This window comes from Ensifer soli, assembly GCF_041928815.1.
Taxonomy (GTDB): Bacteria; Pseudomonadota; Alphaproteobacteria; order Rhizobiales; family Rhizobiaceae; genus JBHFEI01.
Genome location: NZ_JBHFEI010000025.1, coordinates 1 through 21,092 on the forward strand (window position 1 = coordinate 1; position 21,092 = coordinate 21,092).

Genomic DNA, 21,092 nt, shown 5'->3' on the forward strand with positions numbered 1-21,092 from the left:
CATAACAATCTCCTTTCAAGGGGATTGAATCACACACCGTCAGTAAGATGAACCCCGTTTATGGGGACACTGCCTAGGCTGTTGGCAGCGCAGCAGACAATGCCAACGTGAAACTATCCGCCGGCATGAAACGCCAAAGCACCACCAGGCCGCAAAAAACCTGCTCATAAACCTCGAAAATCACGTTGATAGAACCGTCCAATTACACCCAGAGCCGCCTGATCATGACGGCCCGGTCCTACACCCGAAATTACACCACCTTGACGGACGCTATCTCAAAATACCAACCGGGGTGTTCTCTGTATCAACTACAAAAACCGCATTCACCTAGTCGCTCGTCGCTGAACAGGCGGTGTCGCCGGCAAGTCGCTTCTTGCCCGATGGTGCTTGCGAGTAGCGCGGCGAATGTCCTGGATCGTCTTCTCGGCCGCCGATGTCTGCGGCCCGATTTTCTGTCTCATCTTCGCCTCCTTCGATAGAGCTACGTTGAGCCGAAAATCTTCTCTTCTCAATTAAACCAGTTCTGTTTCATGGGCCCTGATCCCGAACAAATCCGTTAAATTCCGTTAATTTCAATTAAATTATTCAAAAGTCTTTCTTTAACAGGCCCATTAACTCTTAAATTAGGCGAAGCCCATTTAGTATAGTCACTTTTTTTTGGTCTTTTTGATTGAAGAATCTCGTTGATTAATATAACATTCCTATGACAAACCTCAAGCTCACCAAACAATACAGGCGTAAAATAGCAATCCGCCACAGAATTCTTAAATAAAATTAATACATCACTTGCTAAAATTTGCAATTCATCGTTTTTTCCTTGAATTTTTAATAAAATCGCAAGAATCGAAAAACATATAGATAATGTATGAGCAGGAGTAAAATAGCTTTTCAGCCCAACTTTCAGTTGCTCAACGGAATACAAACTCGAAATAAATTCATCTTTATTCATAAGACTAAGAGCCAAATGAAATCTTACGCATAGTAGAGAGACAAGATTTTGCTCACCGCTCATTCGAGGATGTTGATGAAATTCACATTCGGGCATTCTTGAAATATAATAATCAACTTGGTTAAGAGCTTCTTGTTGAAGATTGATATCGCCAATCTCTACCGCCTTATAGCCCATTACAATAGCTGCAGAAGCTCTAAAACCTAGGTTCCCCTTAAAATTAAGGCATATTTGCTTCGATACAAAAAATTTATTTTGAGAACTTCCATATCTATTAATTTGTCGTAAAAAAACCATCTCAAATTCGGAATCGTTTTGAGGAAAAATCATTTTTAAAAAATTTTCCAATTCTTTATTTAGTGAAATCATGTTTGATTTAAATATTTCTACGCGATGAATGCATTTAATTACTTCTGGTGTTTCGAAATAAGCACGCCACCCATCTTTTGGGTTTCGTGCTATCCTCGGCTTAACAGTCAGACAGTCACTTTCTGAAGAAAAATTACAATAAATATCTTTTAATACAGACAAATCCCCGGGCTCATTCAAAAGACTTCTAATGTTAAGAATTAGTGTCCCAGAAGGGGAAAAACCCCCACTGTGTATCTCAAATTCCAATTTTTCTGTGGTCGAATTAGTCAAAGCACAATCCTACCTTGTATTTTTCTTAATTGAAGAAAAATCTCCATAATCCAAGGCAGTATATGTGTACATATTTACAATCCTTAATTTTGAGATCTATTCTATGCTGGCCCGCACGTTGAGGTCGCTGACGGTCTTCTCGCCCTCGCCCGCCATCAGCGCGATCCTGCGGCTGATCTCGCGGGCCCGCGCGTCGAAGGAATGATGCGCGTCGACCCATTTCGCCCGCTCGGCCCGCCCCTCCTCGTCGCCGAAGCCCGGCGTATCGAGGATGGCCTTCAGCTCGTCCTTGTTGCGGAAGACTGAGTATCCGCCCGGCAGGATGTCGCCGATGCCGACGACATCGTCGACCGCGAGCCAGCCACCGCAGGCGAGCACGTCGAAGGCGCGGTTCGAGAGATAGCCGTCCTGCTTCATGTCCTCCCAGTGGTCGCAGAGAACGACGCTCGCCTTCTCGTAGAAGGAGGACAGGACCTCGTTCGGCAGGTGCCTGCCCTTCAGCCGCCAGTCGGAGACGAACTGCTCCCAGCCGGCGCCGTAGATCTCGATATCGGCCTCGTTTTCCACGCACCATTTGAGCGTGGGGCGGAAGACGCCGCGCGAATTGCCGACGAAGATCGGCTTTTCCGTGCGCTCCACCCCCTCCCGGAAGGGGAAGCGGCGCGTGTCGGCGCATTGCAGCAGCACCTCGACCGGCACGTCGAGCGCGGTCTGCAACCGCTCGGCATGCAGGCGGGAGGCGACATAGACGTGGTCGTATTTCTCGATCTCGGCCGTCGGCACGTCGCGCGGATGACTGATCAGCCAGAGGATGTTCAGCTGGTTCGGCTTCGGCTTATAGGCGTAGAGGCCCCGAAGCGAAATGACGACATCGTCGCTCTCCGCAAGCCCGCTGTTCCAGGCCTCGAAGCAGTCGACGCGCACGGTGAAGCCGAGCGCGCGCAGCGACGTCGCCAGGCTGTTGGCGAAGTGATAGTCGCCCCAGACATGGCGCTCGGCGGTGCGGGCGGCGCATTTGATCGCGATCCGCGTGCGGATCCGGCCGGCGGTCAGCGCGTTTGCCACCACCTCGGCGCGGTGCGCATAGGTATGGCGCTCAAGCAGCAGCTGGCGCAGTTCGTTGACGCGGGCGAGGCGCTCGGCGCGGTGGCCGATCCAGTAGTTCAGCGTGTCGGTCAGGCTCTGGCGGTCGGAGAAGGTCGGCACGAGATCGCCGAACAGTTCCTGGACCCCGAGCGCGCCGTTAGTGATCAGCAGGCAGCCGGAGGCGATCGCATCGAAGACGCGGCTGTTGCAGCTACCCCAGTCCTTGGTGGCAATGTTGGCGTCATCGATGACGATCTTCGACGAGGCATAAACCTTGTCTATCTCGGAATAGGGCACCTGCCCGCGCGCGATCGAGGCAAGTGGCGTATTCTCCCAATTGGCGCCGAAGATCGCGCCGACGCCGTTGATCGCGGGGGGATCGAGCTGGTATTCGATCTCGCGTACCGTGCCCACCTTGTTTCCGGTCAGGCAGTAGTCGCACTGGTAGCGGCCATGCGGCTGTCTTTTGGAGAATCGCTCGGCATCCGATGCGATCGGCAGGACGCCGACCTCGATCCCGGTCCTCTCATGCAGATAATCGGCTGCTCGCTGCGAGGAGGCGAAGACGACATCATAGGCGGGAAGCGTCTCGTCTTCGGCCCAGCGATCGAACCATTGCCGTGTCCAGTTGATCGTAACCAGAAAGGGGCTCGCCGTCTTTACTTTCGTCAGGTTGAAACGGTTGACCATCACCACCAGAACATCAATGCCGGTCAGGTCATACCATTCTTTTTCCACCAGGAAGCGCAGGTGAACGGGATGGTGCTTCTGAAGAGCACGGCCGAGCTCTAGCGCAGTGTAGTATTCGCCCGCCGTCGTATTATCGCCGGCCCCAACCACGGCAAAGCCGATCGTTGGGCGCGTGCCTGCCCAGAAGCCGGGGCGTCGGAGCACGTCGTTCTTAACCTTCGTGCGTAGCAACCCGCCCCAACGGGCATTTAGCTCGATATTGTTGTTGCGTTGGCGGATGGTGACGTCCAGTTCCTTGCTGCGGCTGAAGCCGCGGTGATGGACGATGTTAAGCGCATTGTCGGAGACGATCGTCTTGCCGAGCCGTTCCATCACCTTCATGCAGAGGTCGATGTCCTCGAGGCCATAGGTGTATTCGACGCCGAAGCCGCCGACCGCGTCGAAGTCGTCCTTCGTCATCGCCATGAAGGCACCGGTGACGAAGGGCACCTCGGTCAGGCGGTCGATGTTCGGCGTCACCTCCTGCGTCGCCCGCGCCTCGAAGGGGCGGATCCACTTGTTGGCGGCCGTCGCCCTGTTGAGATAGACGCCGAGATGCTGCAGCGGCTCCTCGCCGAAGCGCTTCGCGTTCGGGATGTAGTCGTAGAGGCTGGAGCCGACGAGGCCGACGCCGTCGATGCCGAGATCGGCCTGGACCTCGCGCACGAAGGGGGCGCGGAAGATTAGGTCGTTGTTGGCGAAGATCAGGACCGGGTACCTGGCGCGCGCCGCGCCATAATTGTTGGAATCGCTGAAGCTGAAATTGCCGCGGCGCAGCAGGAAGGTGACGTCGTGGCCTTGCGCTTTCGCCGTCTCGCAGACCTCGCGGGACGCGTCGGTGGAATTATGGTCGACGACGACCCATTCGATGAGGGAGAGGTCCTCGACCCGTGCGGCGGAGGCGAACATGTCGTCGAGCAGGCGCGCGCAGTTGCGGTTGAGGATGACGACGGAGACCGGTCCGGCCGCGCCGGCGGATTTCGGCGCGGTGACCTCGTAGCTCGCCGGCGGCAGGATAGAGCTAAAATTATGGCCGCCCAAGGTAGGGAAGGTGAAGAAGTTGTTCTTGATGGCATTGGTGCCCTCGACGGGCCGCACCAGCGCTGTTACCGGCTTATGGCTTTCGATATTGTTCGGCAACTCGAAACGGAAGCCAGCAACGCCTGATCCGCCGTGCGCGGCCATCACGTCGTCGCGGAAGATCGAGCAACGCGTGTGGATGATTGGCGCGCCGTCGAGCTCGAGGATGAGATCGACGGGTGCGAAAGGATCTTCCTTGCACAACGCCCATCCTATAATTTCGGTGCGCGAGAAATTGTCGATCTTGCCGAGGATCGTCGCGGGGCGTGGCAACTCTCTCTCGTCCTCGAGCTCCACGGTGATGGCGATGTCGGGCACGACGACCTCGACCAGCTCTCCGTCCCGTTCACCCTTTATGCGCACGGTTGCGGCGGGAAGATCCTCCCCACGCGGCAGGACGGCCGTCATCGCGAAGGCATAGGCGCCGGGCGGTGCCTTCTTTTCGCCGCCGGCATCGCTGGTCGGAGTTCGGGCAATAGTCTCATCGACGATCACTCCATCGACCACAAGCTCGACGCGGACGGGAAGCCCCGGATAAAGCGGATGACGGGCCCAGCCCTTGACGGCTAGACGCTGGTCCTTGAAGGCGGCCGGAAAGACGGAGACGTGGCTGATCGGCGCCCAGGACAAGGTCGGCGCGATGATCGTCGCCGGTCGCGTCAGTTTTTGGAAGTGGAAGCAGACATAAACCGCCGCGCCGGCCTTGCCGCGACGCAAGGGGATGGTAACCTTGTCACCGGGTGTTTTCAGGGCCTCCCCGTCCCAGAGGGTTTGCAGGAGTTTCAGAGTCTCGTTGCGTTTCTCGACCAGCCCGACCCAAGCAAGATCACCCTCCTCGGCGTCGATCTGGTTCAGCACCGCCGACATGTCGAGACTGTCGTCAACGGAGAGAAAAGAGGCGAGCTTATCGATCCCCGGGCAGGGCCAGAGAACCCGGAAGTAGCTTTTAGGTCCCTCACCGGCAAGCCGGACGGTGACCGCCTGCGGATCGCCTTCCGCACTCATAAGAGAGACTTGCGTAGCCTCGGCGGGCTTCTTGAAGGTTAACCGCGGATGACCAAAAAGCTCGACGATTTTACCCTGATCGTTCAAAGTCAATTCCTGCCGTGTCTGTCTTGCGATGGAGTTCGGCGATAGCGCCGCCGCCGGGAAATTTCAAAGAAAAAGCGAAGTCGGGTCAGGTTTAGACCGTGTATTCACGACATTCAAGGGCGGTCGCTGAATTCGGGGCATGCTCCCTACCGTCTGCAGACGGGCTGACGGGCCAGCTTCAATTTGGATCACCAGCGCATCATCGCACTAAATTAGATAAATCTTAATTTAGTTCTGACATGGAGCCAGGTTCTTTTTTGCTTCCATGTTATTCTATTTCTGGTTCCTTTTCACATCGCGTTCGGTTCACGGTTAAAATGTGGCAGCCATTTTTCTTTATGGAATCATGGGGAAGTAGGAAGGAACCCATCGCCCTGCCCATCATCGTCTTCTCTTCCACAAAAGGTGGGGTCGAAAAATCGACGATCGCACTTGTTCTCGCCCATGTCTGAGGTACGTCCCGCAAGGCGAAGACCCTGATCGACGCCGATCCCAACCATCCTCCTGGCATGATCGGCATAGAGACGCTCACCGTCACGGCCGGGATTGACGAGGAAACAATCGTCCACACGCTCGAGAGTGCTGCGGCGCGGGATCTCTTTGTCGTAGTCGATCTCGAGGGTTCCGCCAACCTGCCCACCAGCCACGCGATCAGCCCCGCCGACCTCGTCTTGATCCCTACGCGCGGCAAGCGGCTCTATGCCGATCATGCCAGGCGGATGGTCTCTCTGATCAAGAGGGAAGGCCGGCCTTCCGGCGCCGGATCAACTATCGCGTCGTATTCTCCATCGCGACCGCGTTAATGACACGCGAGCAGAACCATATGCGCACCATGCTGGAAGAAAAGGGCATTCCGATCCTTCCCGTCGCGCTCAAGGAGAAGGCGGCCTTTAGCGCCATGTTCCAGATCGGTGGTACGATCTTCGATCTGTCGGAGGATAGCGTCGCCAATCCAAAATCCGCCGTTGACAATGTGCGCGATCTGGCACGCATTGTCACCCCGGTCCTGACCAGCAAGGGAGCGGAAGCAGCATGAACAAGGAACGCATCGGGCTCGACCTCGACATTCCCGATTTCGACCCGCCGGCCCAGCAGAGGAAAATGGATACGGCGCAGGTCCAGGAGGTACCGGCACACCATGCGCCTGCGGCTGCCCCGGCCGACGCGCGGCGGGTCTTTGACGCCCGTAGCCTTCGCCGTTCTAACCGCACTGCTAAACTCAACATCGCCACCAGCGAGGAAACACGCCAGCGATTCTGGATGCTGGCCCAGAGGATCGGCCTCACCTCCGGCGAGGAGACGCTGATTGTGCTGCTAGATGCCTTCGAGGCGGCGAACACAACAAGATAAGCAGGACACGCACAGCAATGATAGAGGGTGCTTTTGCTCTTGCCGCATGTCTTTCCTGAATGCTGAGCCGTGGCTTGGCTAAAGAAAATTCGTGTGGTGTTTGTGAGCGAAGGGGTTATGAAGGGCTCTGAACTGTTCTTCCATGCACAAAAATAGGTGCAGTTTATGGAAGCGTTATCGGCCAGTGCGTGCTTAGCAACGCGTCAGGCAAAAGAGAGGCAGCGGTATGTCCGATCACCTGAAGATCTATGTCGGCTATGACAGCCGCGAGGATATCGCCTGGCAGGTCTGCCGCCATTCGATCCTGCGCTACAGCGGTCCTGCCGTCGAGGTCTACCCCCTTAAGCAGGCGGCGTTGCGCGAGCTAGGTCTCTACACGCGCGGTGCGGATATGGCAGCGACGGAGTTTTCGCTTACGCGCTTCCTGGTACCCTATCTCGGAGCCCATGACGGTTGGACGATTTTTGTCGATTGCGATTTCCTGTTCACCCGCGATGTGCACGACGTCCTGCAACATGCCAGTCGCGACAAGGCTATCTTCGTTGTCCAGCATGATTATACGCCAGCCAATATGGTCAAGATGGACGGCAAGCCGCAGGCGGTCTATCCGCGCAAGAACTGGTCGTCCTTCATTCTCTTCAATAACGCCCATCCTGAGGTCAGGGCACTGACGCCGTCTGTGGTCAATACCGCTGCTCCCGGTTTCCTGCATCGCTTCCAGTGGCTGTCTGCCGACAGCCTGATCGGTGCCTTGCCGCTGGAGTGGAATTTTCTCGAAGGCGAGTATCCGCGGCGCGACGGTACGCCCGCCGCTATACACTACACCAATGGTGGGCCCTGGTTCGAGAACTGGCAGAATGTCGATTATGCTGATCTCTGGATCACCGAACGCGCTCTTTATGAAACCGCGATGCATTCATGAGTAGCGCAGGGTGGCGTAGGCACGCGCTTTGTTATTTGACGCCCCAAATTCCATATCAGGCATTAACGGAAACGCCCTTGGATTTCTGACAATGACCGCTGCAAAGCATTCTGACATTTCTTTTTCCAGCATATCAGCATCCGTCGCCCGAACTTTGAGGATAGAGGGTGCCGCAATAACCGCCTTTTCCCATGCCCTGCCGGAGGATATGGAGGACACAGTCCGGCTTATCATGGAGGCTAAGGGTCGTGTCGTCCTTTCCGGAATGGGCAAATCAGGCCATATCGCGCGTAAGATTGCGGCGACCCTGGCGTCCACGGGAACGCCAGCCTTCTTCGTCCATCCGGCTGAAGCTAGCCATGGAGATCTCGGTATGGTGGCGATGGGAGACGTCGTCATTGCCATTTCTAATTCCGGAGAAACATCCGAACTGAGTGATCTGCTCAGCCACTGCCTTTTCCTCGGCATACCCATCATCGGCATCTCGCGGCAGGCAGATTCGACTTTGATGCGCGCTGCCCGCTTCCGGCTCCTGCTGCCCGATGTCGAGGAGGCTTGTGCATTAGGGCTAGCACCGACAACATCGACGACATTGACACTAGCCCTTGGAGATGCGCTTGCTGTCGCAATCATGGAGCAAAGGGGCTTTCGATCGGACCAGTTTCGGAGCTTTCACCCTGGGGGACGCCTCGGTGCCCGCCTCGCGACGGTCCGCCAGTTGATGTACAGCGGAGACCAAGTTCCGCTGGTCTCGCCTGAAACTCCTATGTCCGAGACGATCCTCAGGATGACCGAGCATGGCTTCGGTATTACCGGCGTCGTTGACCGCTCGGAAAAGCTGGTCGGCGTTATTTCCGACGGTGACCTGCGACGCCACATGAATGGCCTGTTAAGTCACTCTGCGGGAGAAATTGCTACACAAACACCAGTAACGGTGGCATCTGATACGGTAGCCGTTGAAGCGGTTGGTTTAATGAATATGCGTAAAGTGAACGCTGTTTTCGTAGTTGATACAGAAAACAGGCCGATTGGCATTTTGAGATTACATGACTGCTTGCGGGCGGGAGCGGTTTGATCTCTCTTTTCTGTTGATTTTCACTGGAGACTGGCCAATCAGAGTGGGCTGGCTAGAACGCCATCCAAACGAGTTACCGCACGGCTCATGACCACAGCGCGCGATGACCTTGCAAAGTCCGAAGCGATCCTGGTGGCGGCGACCGAAGTGAACGTCCCGGAGCTTGTGGTCGCCCGTACGGCCATCGGTGACTTCCAGTCCATGATCCGCTGGAAAACAGCGCCAAAGATCGACGAGTGGTTGGAAGCCGCTAAGAACAGCCTGGTCGGATAGTTTTCCGGCGGCGTCGAAAAAGACCTCGACGCCGTCAGAAATGCAATCTTATCACCGTGGTCAAATGGGCAAACGGAAGGTCCGATCACCAGCTTGAAGCTCATCAAGCGCCAGATGTAAGGAAGAGCAAAGCTCGACTTGCTGCAAGCAAGACTGATCGGCGCATCGTAGGAGCGGAACGTCAGCAAATGTGCGTCAGAGCCAGTTCTCACTGCAAATCAACAAGATGGACCGTCCAGCGCTCCCGCCACATGACCCTTGAGACCATCGCCACAATGAGCGATGATCCAATCATCAGCCTGCCAGCCGCAAACTGACCCATTCCCGGCTTTATCCGGAAGGCGCGGCGATCGCCGAAGCTACACCACGCGGCAGGACACATCGCGCCAGAGGCCGTGCGACGGCAACCGTTAAAATAAAATTCTATTTATCATCGCTTGAATAATGTGACGAAAAATGCATCTTTCCATGACGCGTAAGAATGGCAAGCTGCATATCCTGATACTGTAACAGTGTTAATATATGTCGTGCTTTGAGTAGGGAAGATAATGTATTTTGACAACAGCATTATAGTTTTATCTTGGCCAAGGGGAGGACCTGTTCGTGAGAATTGGGGAGACAAACTTAATCCCATTCTAGTACAAAAACTGGTCTCTCAGCCGGTAGTTCATGAAAAAGACGTTTTAGGATGGAGCGAAAGGCCAGTTTTTCGAGTCATAGGCAGCGGCCTAGAAGATTCAAAGAAGAACCATGTAATATGGGGTATGGGATTTATAGATAGTTTGTCCAAGACGAACGAAACTCCGGGGTTAATTTGCGCAGTTAGAGGACCATTGAGTAGAAATAAACTTCTGAACGAAGGAATAACATGTCCTGATGTATACGGTGATCCAGCTGTACTTTATCCTCTTATATATAATCCTTCCATAGAAAAAGAATACGATTTTGGAATTGTTCAACATTTTCGTGAAAAGGGAAAAATCCCTCTTCCTATCCTTCCAAAAGGTACAAAATCTCTTATTATCGATGTATGCTCGGGCGTTAATGAATTTGTTAACCAAATTTTGTCATGTAATAATATAATTTCAAGTTCTTTACATGGAATAATTTGTGCGCACGCCTATGGACTACCAGCGTACTGGTTAAAAGCCAGCGACTTACCAATTGGCGATGATTTCAAATTCCATGACTACTATGCATCTATTGGGCATTCAGACATTATTCCCTCATTTGTTAACAATGATGGTTTTTTTGAGCAAGGAGAAATTCCTCCATTACCAGTAAAACCACTTATTAATTTTGATAAACTAATAAGTTGCTGTCCGTTTATGAGTGAAGTCAATAAGTCAAAATGGATTAATAATTTTAAGAAACTCAAATACGAAGGTTCGAGTGGTACGATATTTATGTAACATGGGCTTCTTACGAGGCTTCCCCAAAATTAATTGAGTGATTTCAGCCGTTTGTGATTCCTTCGGATTTTCGAAGATTCGATGGAGAACACAATGACCTGGACTGATGAGACCTGTGCGCGAAACTGGACGGTTCTATCAACGTGATTTTCGAGTTTGATGAGCAGGTTTTTTGCGGCCTGTTGGGGCTTTGGCGTTTCAAGCCGGCGGATAGTTTCACGTTTGCATTGTCTGCTGCGCTGCCACCAGCCTATGCGGCAAGCGGCGGCCGTTTCAGAAACATCAACCGCTTCATGTTGTAGAGGATGTTTGCAAGTCCGATCTTGGTGGTGGCGCGGGCGATGCCAACAGTCCTGATGAACAGACCCATGCGGCTCTTCAGTTCGGCAGACCTCTTGCAGGCGTGAGGGTCAACGCTCCTTAGATCTGTTTCTTCAACGCCTCGGCCGACAATCCCAGAACAACCCGCAGGAAATCGTCCTCGGGAGTGATGACAAACGCCTCCGCAATGGCGAACGGAATGACCGGGCGCTTGCCGCGCCACACCGGCGCCCGGTTGTGCAGCTCCGCGAGCGGTACCCACCATTGCCGTCCATCGCCCTCCGCATCGAGGCAGGCGAAATACACCGTCAGGTGAAAGGCGCGGGCGAAGAGGGCGAGTTTCTCGATCTCCTCGACATCGAACAGCAGCTCACCGTCATAAGCGGTCTTGGCCTTCACATCGAACGCCAACAGACCGGCATGCGGGATGCCGACCAGATAATCGGGCCGCTTGATCCGGCCACGTAGACCTTCCGGCACGGTCAGCGGCGATTGCTCGATGTAGAGATAGCCGACGCCGGATCGGTTGAGCCAGGCGCGAAAATCATCTTCGGCCTTGGCGCCTTTGGTTTTGAGGGCAGATGAGAGACGGAACATGGTGCAGGCTGGCCTATGACCGGAGCATCGGCAAGGTGCTCTCGTAAAACCGGCCGCAGGCCTGTTGCACCTTTGTTGTGCCCATCCCGGAACGCTCGGTTTCAAGTTGGCGGGTCAGGCGCCGTCTTCGCCCTCGCCGGACTGGTAGAGGGCTTCATAATCCCGGCCGCCATAATAAACGCCGACAATATCGACGGTCTTGCCGACAACATAGGCGATCACGGCCGATCGCTCGAACGGGATGGTGCGCAGGCCTAACGCCAGATCATCACGCGGCCGACCGCCGTGAGGCGCATCGCCGATTTTGCGGCATCGTGCCATGATCCGGTCGACAAACCGGCGTGCAGTCACGCCGCTGCCGCTCAAGTCCCGAATGTCGTCGAAGATTTTCCGGAGGTCGGCAAGAGCACCGGGGCGGTACGTGACCTTAACGCGCTGCATCGGCGGCGGCTTTTTCCCGTTCGGCCATGAAGCGGTTCATTTCCGCTTCAACCTCATCCGCCGTCAGGCTGGGGCGGGGGTCATCCAGCGATTGGCGGATTCGCGCACGAATGGCCAGCAGCCGCTCGGCTTGTTCCAACCGTTGGCGCTGCCAGACACGGACAGCATCACGCATTGCCTCGCTGGTGCTGGCAAACTCGCCGGCTTCCACGCTTTCGCGGATAACTTGCATCATGTCAGCGGTCATGGTGACGCTGACTTTTTCTGCCTTTTGCATGGCGGGACCTTTCCTTGATGGCTTATAGAGTAGGATAAAATCCGACCTGACACCACCGAAATCAGAATTCCATGATCTGTCCGGTCCAATGAGCGGCCTTGAGGAACTGAATTCACTGCTCGAATATGGCGCACTTAAATATGCCCGGCACGTCCACGCTCAAACTGGCCGAATTTTTCCAAGGAGGCTGTCAGTGTTTGGCCGGTTTGAGTTCGGTTGCCAGAAATTCTGCCTGCAGTGAAGGCGGTATATGAATGGATGCAACCGCATGGTGGATCAGCTCCGCGAGCAGATTGAGCGGGGGTGCAGCAAGGGTGGTGTCAGGACCGATCATCTTCCGGTACTCTTCCGGCGGATGGCGCTCAAGCGCATCCCGTGCCGCGAGGAGGTACAAGGTCTGATCGGTGTATCCCATCAGATCCAAACGGTCTTCGATCTCCCGCAGATCCTCAATCGCTTTGAACCATGCTGCGACGATGGGGGGAATAGGGGTGCGTTTGGTCATGCGCCATGTCTGCGCCAGGCACGAATTTCTGTCCACTATCCGGCGCGGATAAGTGCATACGCTTTAAGCAGCGTTTTATATGTCGCAGGGCGATCCTTCAGGCCGACGCTCGCGCCGCTCCGAGTGATGGGGCGCTCCGCTCCACGCGCTCAGGCCGTCAGGCCCGCACGGGGGCGTCCCCCCGTAAAACCGCTGGGCGGTCGCAGACCCTAAGCGGTTCCTGGCGGGCGTAGCCGGAACGCGCTCCCCCATTGCGCCGTAGTGCAGGCGGAGTCCGCCGCGACCGTCAGGTCGCCCAAGACGGGCGCGATAGCGCCTTCGATCGCTTGCCTGCTTGCGATCGACACCGGGCGGGTGCGGGAGGCCGGAAAGCCTCCCGTTGAAGCGCGCACAGCGCTTCACAAGGGCCAAGGTTTGGGACCGGCCCCGGAGGCCCCATCGGCCGGCAACACCTGTTGCAAGGCCGCACCGGCGCGGTCACGCGCCCTGTCACTGTCGGCGGGCCGCGCTGACAGTGACAGGGCGAGCAGCAACCACAAAGCTCAACTCGAAACCCGCCGTGACAGCCACGGGCGCCCCGATGTCAGCCGCTCGCTCGGCCGCCACCGCATAAATGGTGGACGCGTGCCATACGGAGGGCCGCGTTGATATCGACCCGCGACACCCACGCCACACTGCGGTGCGGCCCGAACCTTTCAGGAGAGAAGCGATGCAAACACATCAGGCACCACACACGATCGCCACACGGCGAAAACCCAGCCCGGCCGGAACGGTCCCACGGATACGACACCGGGAAGGTCCATACGGACAACCATAGAGAAAGGACGCAACCACCCATGAGGACGACACGACACCGCCCTGGGGAATGGGGCTCAACAGATGGAGGCACTGAGACCGGAGAACCGCAATAGCTAAACGGACTATCCGGCCCTTGGCGTGACTTGTCACGCAATCCTGCCGCCCGAATGGGCAGGGATCTGGCCAAAAACACTCACCAAGACCACGAAGACTATGAATAGCTACGAAATGTCGATCAGGCTGCTGACGGTACGGAACCGGGACGGCAGCGAAATGACCCAGGACAACCGCCATCGCGGCCTGGTCGCCATCGGTGACGAGCTGAAGACGCTCGGCTACGGCATCAAGAATGCCCGCAACTTAAAACCCCACCACGTCGAACGGCTGGTGTTGCACTGGAAAAAGACGAAGATTTCCGACGACACCATCCGCAACCGGCTTGGCTGGCTGCGCTGGGTCGCCCAGCGTGTCGGCAAAGAGGGCATGCTGCCCAGCGACAACGAAGCCTATGGCCTGGAGGAGCGCAACCCCTTTCGCGGCTCCAAGGCCGCGCAGCTGGATGCGGCCAAGCTGGCGCGTGTCCGCGACGACACCATCCGCTGCGCGCTCTTGCTGCAGGAGGCTTTCGGTCTGCGCCGCGAAGAGGCGCTGAAATTCCGCCCCTCGATCGCCGATCGCGGCGACCATATCGCCCTGAAGGCAGCCTGGTGCAAAGGCGGCCGTGCCCGCATCGTGCCGATTACCGATCCACGCCAACGCGACGTCCTTGACCAGGTCGCCAGCGTTGCCGGCGAGGGCTCCCTGATCCCGATCGGTAAAACCTACATCCGCCACCTGCAGACCTACAAATCCCAGGTCCGCGCCGCCGGCCTCGGCAAGGATCACGCGCTACGCCACGGTTATGCCCAGCGCCGCTATGAGACGCTCGCCGGCTGGACCTGTCCGGCGGCGGGCGGCCGCACGGCCGAAGCCATGACCGCCCGCGAGCGCGAGATCGACCACGAGGCGCGCCTGCAGGTCAGCCAGGAACTCGGCCACAACCGCATCGATGTCACCGACCGCTATCTCGGCCGGCGCTGGGCAAGCGGGCATTTCACGAGGGCCGTGTCATGACGATCGGCCAGAACCTGCGCAACAAGGCGATGAAGAGTCGGGAGGAGCTGGCCCGGGCGGAATTCAGCAAGGAGGCGATCCTCAAAGCGTGCAACGCGCGTGCGGCCGAGGGCTTTACCTGGTGCGAAATCCGTCCCAGCAAGGCCATTGACGTCCAACGCACGGAAGCGGTCGCCGCGATGAAGGAAGAGCTTTCAGGAGAACAACTTCGTCTGGAATGGCAACCGGTTCGTGAGCAACCCGACACGCCGCCTTACACGGTGTTGAGGGTCAGTTGGGAAGCTAAGAACCCGTAGCCCATCCTCAAAACGCGATGACTATCAATCGAAATCAAGGCCACCCTTGCCTTTGTCCAGTCCTCCTCTGGCCTCCAGGGCCTGTTCAAGAGAAAGGACTTTGTTATCGGCCGCGAGAGCGTCTCTTATCAATCCCGGCAGGAGTTTCGCTTCCTCCTTCGCAAGCCCTCGATCCTTCATTCCCTGGATTGATAAGGAATTCCCGGATCCAGGATACCCTTTCATCGTCCCGAAATAGCTGGGGTCGGCTTCCAGCTTGGATACCAAGGCGGCGTCTCCTGCCTTGGCAGAATACTTCATCATCGCCTTTACAGATTCCCTTGGACTTGCATAAATATTCCTAGCAGCAATCATGCATTCCTCGCGTTTCTGATCAAGATCAACTTGAGAAGACACAAGTTTCGCATAAATGCTCTTCTTAACGTCATCATTGATAGACATATTATTTGACATCCCACTTTATATTAGCAATATGAAATATGTTTTATTTGTATCGCATTGCTCGTAGTTTATATCGTGGCGCTCGCTCGTTGTTCGTTACGCCCGACAGAACCCCACTGACGATGGAGGATATGAAAATCCTCCAAACCTCCGAACGCTTTAAAAAACGCAAGTAAGACCGAACTTTAGCCTCTTCCCCGTGTAGCCCGGACCTTGTTCAGGTCTTGCGATTGTGGCTCCATTCTTCAAAACTCCAGCCCTCCCCGACCAAGCCCTTCGTCCCTCGACCGCATCGGCGTCACCCCGTCAGGTCCAAATTCGAGGACGGCATGAAGCCGCTTCAACTCCCGGATATCTCGGACGAAGGCATCCTGGTCGATGGCCTTCCAGTATTCGTCTTCCCGATTTGCCCGCCGGCTTGCCAGCATATTCGTGCGGCGAATTTGCACGTTATGTTCCAGCCGCAACCTTCCCCCGTCAATGGGTGGATATGAGACCGTACGGCTCCGCGTACGGGCCTGGCAATGGTTGCGTACAACACGGTCACGCGACACCATCGACCGGCCGTCGCGTACCAGTTGACGGGCCCTGACGCCGACATGGATTGTCGGCCGCCGCTCCAGACCTTGTGCTTTCAGGCTCCGCCGATCGATCCGTTCCTTACGGCTTGCACGCGCCAAAGCTGTATTGGCATGCTCTTCCCAGAGCTTCCGGAGGCGCTGCGTGCTGCCCTTTTCCGACATGCCAAACACCCGCTTGCCGGTACCGGCATCCCGGTCGTGGATCACCAGATGGCAATGCGGGTTGGCCTGATCCTTCCCCTTGTCGTGGAAAGCTGCGAACCATGACGCCCGGCCATCCGTGACGCTTTCCGCAAAAGCCGCCACAAGGGCGATACGTTGCTCGGCCGTCAGCTCCCGGGGCAGCGCCAACATGATCTTGTCTGCGACACGACCATTCTTGCGCAGGGCGCCTTCCGTGGCGGTCATGAACGCCATTGCCCCTTCCTTCCCGGCCGGCATCCGGCGAGCTTCCAGATGGGAGGCGGCCCGCTCGCGGGTAATATAGTCAACGTGGGCGGCAGCCGTATGAGGCTGCGCCTGGGTCGTCTTGCCGATCGAGCTATGGCTCAGACTGTAGATGGCCATGCGAGACGCCTCGCGGTGCGCCGGGTTTTGTTCCAAAACCCATAAGTGCGCACTAACAACGCTGAAGCTACCAAACATCTGTTGGAACGCAAGAGGCTTGCCCGCCACCCGCTGCTGGTATCACCACCGCCGTGCAGGAAAACACGGGAGATTGCCGCACCGTCAGACTGCACCTTGACGCTCGGTTGCGCGCTATGGAAGTAATATCGTGGGGATATTTCAGGGGATTTTGACGTCATGGATTTTGTCTATGGCTTGGGGGTTGCCATCGTATTGGTGGCGGTCACCGTGATGTTTTCCAAGACGCTTTCAACAGCTGTTCGTCAGTGGCTTGGATTTGGTCCACGCCCCTCGCCTATCCTTCCGGAGCCTCCTGCTGCACCGGAGCCCGATGTCGAGCCGGAACCGGAACCTGAGCCGGAACCCGTCATCGAGATCCACCCACCGGACTTCGGCAACATCAGGCCGGTTCGTGGTGAGGAGAAGGACCCGACCAGTTACGGCCCTGACGTCCACGATTTCCCCGAAATGGGCACGCCCGCCACATGCTATGAAGATTTCAACCGGAAGCTGTTTATCGTCTTTCCTGCCAGCAGGAAATCAGGGGTCTGGCCGAATACGACGTCTGACGATTTTCCGACCAAAATTAAGGACATATCGCTGGATGCTTTGAAGGAAGAAATACGCCTCCGGCTGCGTCCCCGCTATCCCGTCATTCTCGACACTTACGGGCATTGGTCATCAGCTTCCTACCAGCTGGAGCAGAATCCCGATTACACGGACGAATTCGTCAGCTCCTACCTCGCCATTCCGGAAGCAAGGCGGCCGGTCGTCGTGTCGGTTTGGCCACCCGAAAAGGACGGCTCCTTTACGTTCATTCGGTATGGCTTTGAGGACTATACACTGACCCTTGCCAGCATGCGCTTCCACCTCAGGCCCTGCCTGGTGCTGCTGATGCGGACCATGACGGGGCCACGCGATCAATGGCTGTGGCTTTCGGTGGCACGCATGCGCCAGACGGTCATCCGGGCGTTTCAGGCGGATGAGGCGCGCAAGCGGGAAAACCAGGCAACATCCTATCTCGAACAGCAGACGCTGCGGGCGAAACAGGAGGCCGAGCACCGCAACAGATTTATCGCGCTCTGGAATAACCGCGTCACCGAGAACGGCAAGCCGGCTGAAGGCGGCGCTTTGCCTGCTCCGGAGACGTCGCGCACCAACGGAGCCGCACAATGAGCGGCTCCCTGCTAACATCGAACGCTGAGGATTTCCAGACGCTGTGGCGGGATTACTGGGGCTCGCGCTGGAGCCATCCTGTTCTTTGGCCCCCTCACCGTCTCTCCTGCTTCATTACGGCTGAGCAGGCCCGCCATGACACCAACAGCCGGGGTGATGCGCTGGTTTCAGATTATCCCCGTGGCCGCCGTCCTTTTCTCGGTGTTCTTACCAACTCACGAACGGGCGGAGTGTCTTCGGAAAGCGGTATCCTCGAATACAATGACGACGGCCATTTGCTGACGATCGCCCCGACCCGCGCCGGCAAGGGCGCGGCCCAAATCGTGCCGAACCTGATGCTCTATGCCGGCAGTTGCCTGGTCATCGACATCAAGGGGGAAAACTATCAGGTCACCCAAAAGCACCGTTCAACGATCTTTGAGGGCGCAACGGTCCTCAAGTTCGCGCCGTTTGACAACGATACCGCCCGGTATAATCCCCTGGATTTCATCCGGGTGTCCGAGGACGGCTCCGCCAACACCTACACATTCGATGACGCGCGGCTCCTCTCGGAAATGCTGGTCGGCAGCCGAGCGAACGAGACATTCTGGGACATCGAGGCCCGTGGCCTTCTCACCATGCTGCTTCTGTATGTGGCGACGCGGTATCAGCCCGGCCACGGCGATCGTGTCATGGGCAGGGTCGTGGAGCTGCTTTTCCCCATGGCGCTCGAAGACAGCAAGGCGTCACCGTTCGACAGAACAGTGAACGCAATCCGCATGGCCGCCGAGATGAACGGCGACGACATCCTGGGCGCTCTTATCACCCAGTTCATCGAGCACGAGGACAAGGTGCGCGCCGGCATCCTGTCGACGTGCCGTTCCGCCATGAGCATCTGGCTGTCCCCAAGGCTGCAGGACGCGACAGGCACAAGTGATTTCCGGTTCTCGGACTTAAAACGGTCCATGTGCCGGCCGGAGGCCGAAAGCCCCGCGCCCACAACCCTGTATGTGGTCATTCCACCGGAATACCTGAAGGAGTATCGGCCGGTCCTGCGCATGATGGTTGGTCTGGCGGCGGTCGAGCTGACCCGCTCCCCCAGCTGGGCTACAGAGGAGAACATCGCCGCCGGCTGGGTGGCAAAGCCGCCTTGCCAGGTGCTGTTCCTGCTCGATGAGTTTCCGGCGCTCGGTTACATGGGTCCCATTGAACAAGGCGTGGCATATCTCGCCGGTTACGGCGTCCAGATCTGGACGTTCGCCCAGAGCGTCGGCCAGCTGAAGGAAATCTACAAGGACAACTGGACGACCTTCGTCTCGAATGCCGGAGCATCCTGCTATTTCGGCATGACCGACCCGGACATATGCGACTTTCTCTCGCAGCAGCTTGGCAAAACCGGTGAGTATTCGCTCCGGTATTTTACAAGCTCTGAGACGGAAGGCACCTCCTTCAGCACGTCGTCGGCCCGGTCCTGGGGAAACAGCACCAGTTACGGGAGCTACGACAGCAGCGGCGGATCCGGGTCGAGTTCCGGATCATCGGACACGACATCCCACTCCGACAACACCTCCAAAACGCTCAACGAGCAATGGCGTTTCAAGGATGATCCCGTCGCCACCCCCAGCGACATCCGCGCCATGCCGCGCGGCTCCCAGATCATCCTCATGCGCCACAAGCTGCCCGCCATCGCGAGCTTGCTACCGTTTTACGAATGCGAGCTGTTCACGTCCCTCTATGACGCATGGAGGCCCTGATGGCGGCACAAGTCCATATTGACCCCGAGACCGGGATGGCCCTGATCTCGCTGGTCGGCCCCCTGCCGGTCGGCCAGCGCATGAAGTTTTCGCTATTCGATGCGAAGGCCCGGAAATACCTCACGTCGAACGGTTGGGCATCCAGTCGCAAAACCTTTGCCGAAGTCGTACCCGAGACGGACACGGCTGAAATCATGATTGAGCCGGAAACCGCCCAGCTCATTGCACCCGGCACAGTGTTCGTCATCGAGGAGATTTTCATCGGCCTGCGTGAAACCGTCACCTGGCCCAAACCGGCTAAGTCCGTTCCGCCACCCGTAGCAGCATCGATCGCCGTGGTCACGGCCCCCACCCCCGAAATCTCCCCGCCGCCCCAAGAGGACGTAGCAACACCTCCTTCGGAGCAATCACGGACTGGCCGACCCCTTTGGGTCGCCGTAGTCGCGGGTTTGGTGATTGGCGCGGGCCTGAGTTACGGCGGCCTTGCCTTCACCGGCAGCAACGCTCCTCCCCAGGAGGAAGCGGCTGCAATTGTGGTAGAGCCCAAAACCGTCAAAAACACCGCGCCCGCAGAGGATACTTTTGCAGTCAAGGAACTCAAAAAAATGGTAAGCTCGCTGGAGTTCAAGCTTTCCCAGGCGAACGCGAGCGATGCGTCTGCCCGTAAATGGATCGATGATCAGAAGAAGGTCATCGCCACACTACAGGATCAAATCCAGGCACTGCGTAGCAAGGCCCCTGCGCCGGCCACGGTGGCTTCGGCGGATGGCAATTCCGGTTTGAAACAGCAAGCGGCGGAACTACGCCGCGAGGTTGTCGAACTGAAAATGAAGCTCCTGGAGAAATCACGCAGCGACAACGATGGCAGCGCCGCCGCTATCGAAGCCTCCCAAAAACAGCTTGAAACCCTGAACGTCGACCGTGCGCAGCTCAACGCCCGTATCGACGAGCAAGTCCGCATCATTGCCAGCCTCCGCACGGAAACAACCCGTCTCAAGTCCCAGCTGGTATCGCCGTCTGACGTCGCCTCCTCCGGCGACCCTCCCACTACTGCCGGGCATCAGTCGACGATCACCGCTCTGGAACAGGACCTGGCGACGTACAAGGCCAAAGTAGAACAGCAGGAAGCACGGATCGCCGAGTTTGAGCGCCTCCAGCTGGAGCAACAGCAAAGCGAGCCGGAAACCGAGGAAATCATCGTCCCGGTCGATTACTGGCTGGGCGCGGCGGTCAGTTCGTCGGGCTCGGTTGAGGTCTCAACCGGGCAGTCGAGTGGGGCCGATGCTCAGGATGCCGTCATGGATAAATGTCAAGCCGGTGGCCTGCGCTGCGAATTTATCGGCTTCTACCAAAACATGTGTTTTGCGGTTGCACGGCCTCAAGGGCAAAGGATCCGCGCCGCGAACTACTGGTACCGGCCGGGCAAGACGGCCGCAGAAGCCCGGCAGGGCGCGCTCTACGAGTGCAACCAGCTGAGCGGCGGACAATGCAGCATCGCGTTCACCCGCTGCGCCAGCGAGTGACAAACCCATGCTGAACAGCCGGTCAGTACCGGCTGTTCAGCATGGGTGCCGGC

At 57.1% G+C, this 21,092-nt stretch carries 20 protein-coding genes; 11 read left to right on the forward strand and 9 right to left on the reverse strand.

Going from position 1 to position 21,092, the window contains the following annotated elements; translation table 11 throughout:
- Positions 1-556: 556 nt before the first annotated feature.
- From ACEVQ6_RS22045 to ACEVQ6_RS22055, 3 genes are all read right to left on the reverse strand, one after another.
- Positions 557-1,591 (reverse strand): hypothetical protein, encoded by a 1,035-nt coding sequence (locus ACEVQ6_RS22045; RefSeq protein WP_374891202.1) that lies wholly within the window; start codon positions 1,589-1,591, stop codon positions 557-559.
- 96 nt (positions 1,592-1,687) lie between these two features.
- Positions 1,688-5,491 carry a glycosyltransferase family protein gene (locus ACEVQ6_RS22050; protein WP_374891203.1) on the reverse strand — a complete coding sequence of 1,268 codons (3,804 nt, stop codon included), beginning with the start codon at positions 5,489-5,491 and terminating at the stop codon, positions 1,688-1,690.
- A gap of 431 nt (positions 5,492-5,922) precedes the next feature.
- Complete coding sequence (locus ACEVQ6_RS22055) at positions 5,923-6,288, reverse strand: hypothetical protein (protein WP_374891204.1); 366 nt, start codon at positions 6,286-6,288, stop codon at positions 5,923-5,925.
- A gap of 113 nt (positions 6,289-6,401) precedes the next feature.
- Here ACEVQ6_RS22055 and ACEVQ6_RS22060 point away from each other — a divergent pair, with 113 nt between their 5' ends.
- From ACEVQ6_RS22060 to ACEVQ6_RS22085, 6 genes are all read left to right on the forward strand, one after another.
- Positions 6,402-6,614, forward strand: a complete 213-nt coding sequence (locus ACEVQ6_RS22060; RefSeq protein ID WP_374891205.1) for a hypothetical protein — start codon at positions 6,402-6,404, stop codon at positions 6,612-6,614.
- Entirely contained in the window at positions 6,611-6,928 is a 318-nt protein-coding gene (locus ACEVQ6_RS22065; protein WP_374891206.1) for a hypothetical protein, read from the forward strand. Before ACEVQ6_RS22060 ends, ACEVQ6_RS22065 begins: the two co-directional genes overlap by 4 nt.
- Before the next feature lie 226 nt (positions 6,929-7,154).
- Positions 7,155-7,850, forward strand: a complete 696-nt coding sequence (locus ACEVQ6_RS22070; protein ID WP_374891207.1) for a glycosyltransferase — start codon at positions 7,155-7,157, stop codon at positions 7,848-7,850.
- Between the two features lie 91 nt (positions 7,851-7,941).
- A complete protein-coding gene (locus ACEVQ6_RS22075; protein WP_374891208.1) occupies positions 7,942-8,925 on the forward strand; it encodes a KpsF/GutQ family sugar-phosphate isomerase in 984 nt (327 codons plus the stop codon).
- Positions 8,926-9,012: 87 nt separating this feature from the next.
- Positions 9,013-9,198: a hypothetical protein gene (locus tag ACEVQ6_RS22080; RefSeq protein ID WP_374891209.1), complete on the forward strand. Its 186-nt coding sequence runs from the start codon at positions 9,013-9,015 to the stop codon at positions 9,196-9,198.
- 548 nt (positions 9,199-9,746) lie between these two features.
- Complete coding sequence (locus tag ACEVQ6_RS22085; RefSeq protein WP_374891210.1) at positions 9,747-10,610, forward strand: polysaccharide pyruvyl transferase family protein; 864 nt, start codon at positions 9,747-9,749, stop codon at positions 10,608-10,610.
- A gap of 420 nt (positions 10,611-11,030) precedes the next feature.
- Here ACEVQ6_RS22085 and ACEVQ6_RS22090 read toward each other — a convergent pair whose 3' ends face one another.
- The 4 genes from ACEVQ6_RS22090 to ACEVQ6_RS22105 all read right to left on the reverse strand — a co-directional run bounded on the left by ACEVQ6_RS22090 (position 11,031) and on the right by ACEVQ6_RS22105 (position 12,751).
- Positions 11,031-11,528 (reverse strand): hypothetical protein, encoded by a 498-nt coding sequence (locus ACEVQ6_RS22090; protein WP_374891211.1) that lies wholly within the window; start codon positions 11,526-11,528, stop codon positions 11,031-11,033.
- Between the two features lie 114 nt (positions 11,529-11,642).
- Positions 11,643-11,969 carry a type II toxin-antitoxin system RelE/ParE family toxin gene (locus ACEVQ6_RS22095; RefSeq protein ID WP_374891212.1) on the reverse strand — a complete coding sequence of 109 codons (327 nt, stop codon included), beginning with the start codon at positions 11,967-11,969 and terminating at the stop codon, positions 11,643-11,645.
- A complete protein-coding gene (locus ACEVQ6_RS22100) occupies positions 11,956-12,246 on the reverse strand; it encodes a ribbon-helix-helix domain-containing protein (protein ID WP_374891213.1) in 291 nt (96 codons plus the stop codon). The genes ACEVQ6_RS22095 and ACEVQ6_RS22100 overlap by 14 nt, the downstream gene beginning before the upstream one ends.
- 190 nt (positions 12,247-12,436) lie before the next feature.
- Positions 12,437-12,751 (reverse strand): hypothetical protein, encoded by a 315-nt coding sequence (locus tag ACEVQ6_RS22105; RefSeq protein ID WP_374891214.1) that lies wholly within the window; start codon positions 12,749-12,751, stop codon positions 12,437-12,439.
- A gap of 1,026 nt (positions 12,752-13,777) precedes the next feature.
- Between ACEVQ6_RS22105 and ACEVQ6_RS22110 the strand changes: the two genes are divergently transcribed.
- Together ACEVQ6_RS22110 and ACEVQ6_RS22115 are read left to right on the forward strand one after the other, a co-directional pair.
- Entirely contained in the window at positions 13,778-14,662 is an 885-nt protein-coding gene (locus tag ACEVQ6_RS22110; RefSeq protein WP_374891215.1) for a phage integrase N-terminal domain-containing protein, read from the forward strand.
- Complete coding sequence (locus ACEVQ6_RS22115) at positions 14,659-14,958, forward strand: hypothetical protein (RefSeq protein ID WP_374891216.1); 300 nt, start codon at positions 14,659-14,661, stop codon at positions 14,956-14,958. Before ACEVQ6_RS22110 ends, ACEVQ6_RS22115 begins: the two co-directional genes overlap by 4 nt.
- 24 nt (positions 14,959-14,982) lie before the next feature.
- Here ACEVQ6_RS22115 and ACEVQ6_RS22120 read toward each other — a convergent pair whose 3' ends face one another.
- The gene (locus ACEVQ6_RS22120) at positions 14,983-15,399 is read right to left on the reverse strand and encodes a hypothetical protein (RefSeq protein WP_374891217.1); all 417 of its coding nucleotides are present in this window, start codon (positions 15,397-15,399) and stop codon (positions 14,983-14,985) included.
- 245 nt (positions 15,400-15,644) lie between these two features.
- Positions 15,645-16,547 carry a MobA/MobL family protein gene (locus ACEVQ6_RS22125; protein ID WP_374891218.1) on the reverse strand — a complete coding sequence of 301 codons (903 nt, stop codon included), beginning with the start codon at positions 16,545-16,547 and terminating at the stop codon, positions 15,645-15,647.
- 237 nt (positions 16,548-16,784) lie between these two features.
- On the opposite strand from ACEVQ6_RS22125, the gene ACEVQ6_RS22130 reads away from it, so the two are divergent.
- The 3 genes from ACEVQ6_RS22130 to ACEVQ6_RS22140 are packed head-to-tail and all read left to right on the forward strand — an operon-like array spanning position 16,785 to position 21,039.
- Positions 16,785-17,783 carry a hypothetical protein gene (locus ACEVQ6_RS22130; RefSeq protein WP_374891219.1) on the forward strand — a complete coding sequence of 333 codons (999 nt, stop codon included), beginning with the start codon at positions 16,785-16,787 and terminating at the stop codon, positions 17,781-17,783.
- The gene (locus tag ACEVQ6_RS22135) at positions 17,780-19,516 is read left to right on the forward strand and encodes a type IV secretory system conjugative DNA transfer family protein (protein WP_374891220.1); all 1,737 of its coding nucleotides are present in this window, start codon (positions 17,780-17,782) and stop codon (positions 19,514-19,516) included. Before ACEVQ6_RS22130 ends, ACEVQ6_RS22135 begins: the two co-directional genes overlap by 4 nt.
- Positions 19,516-21,039, forward strand: a complete 1,524-nt coding sequence (locus ACEVQ6_RS22140) for a DUF4189 domain-containing protein (RefSeq protein WP_374891221.1) — start codon at positions 19,516-19,518, stop codon at positions 21,037-21,039. Before ACEVQ6_RS22135 ends, ACEVQ6_RS22140 begins: the two co-directional genes overlap by 1 nt.
- Positions 21,040-21,092: the final 53 nt, after the last annotated feature.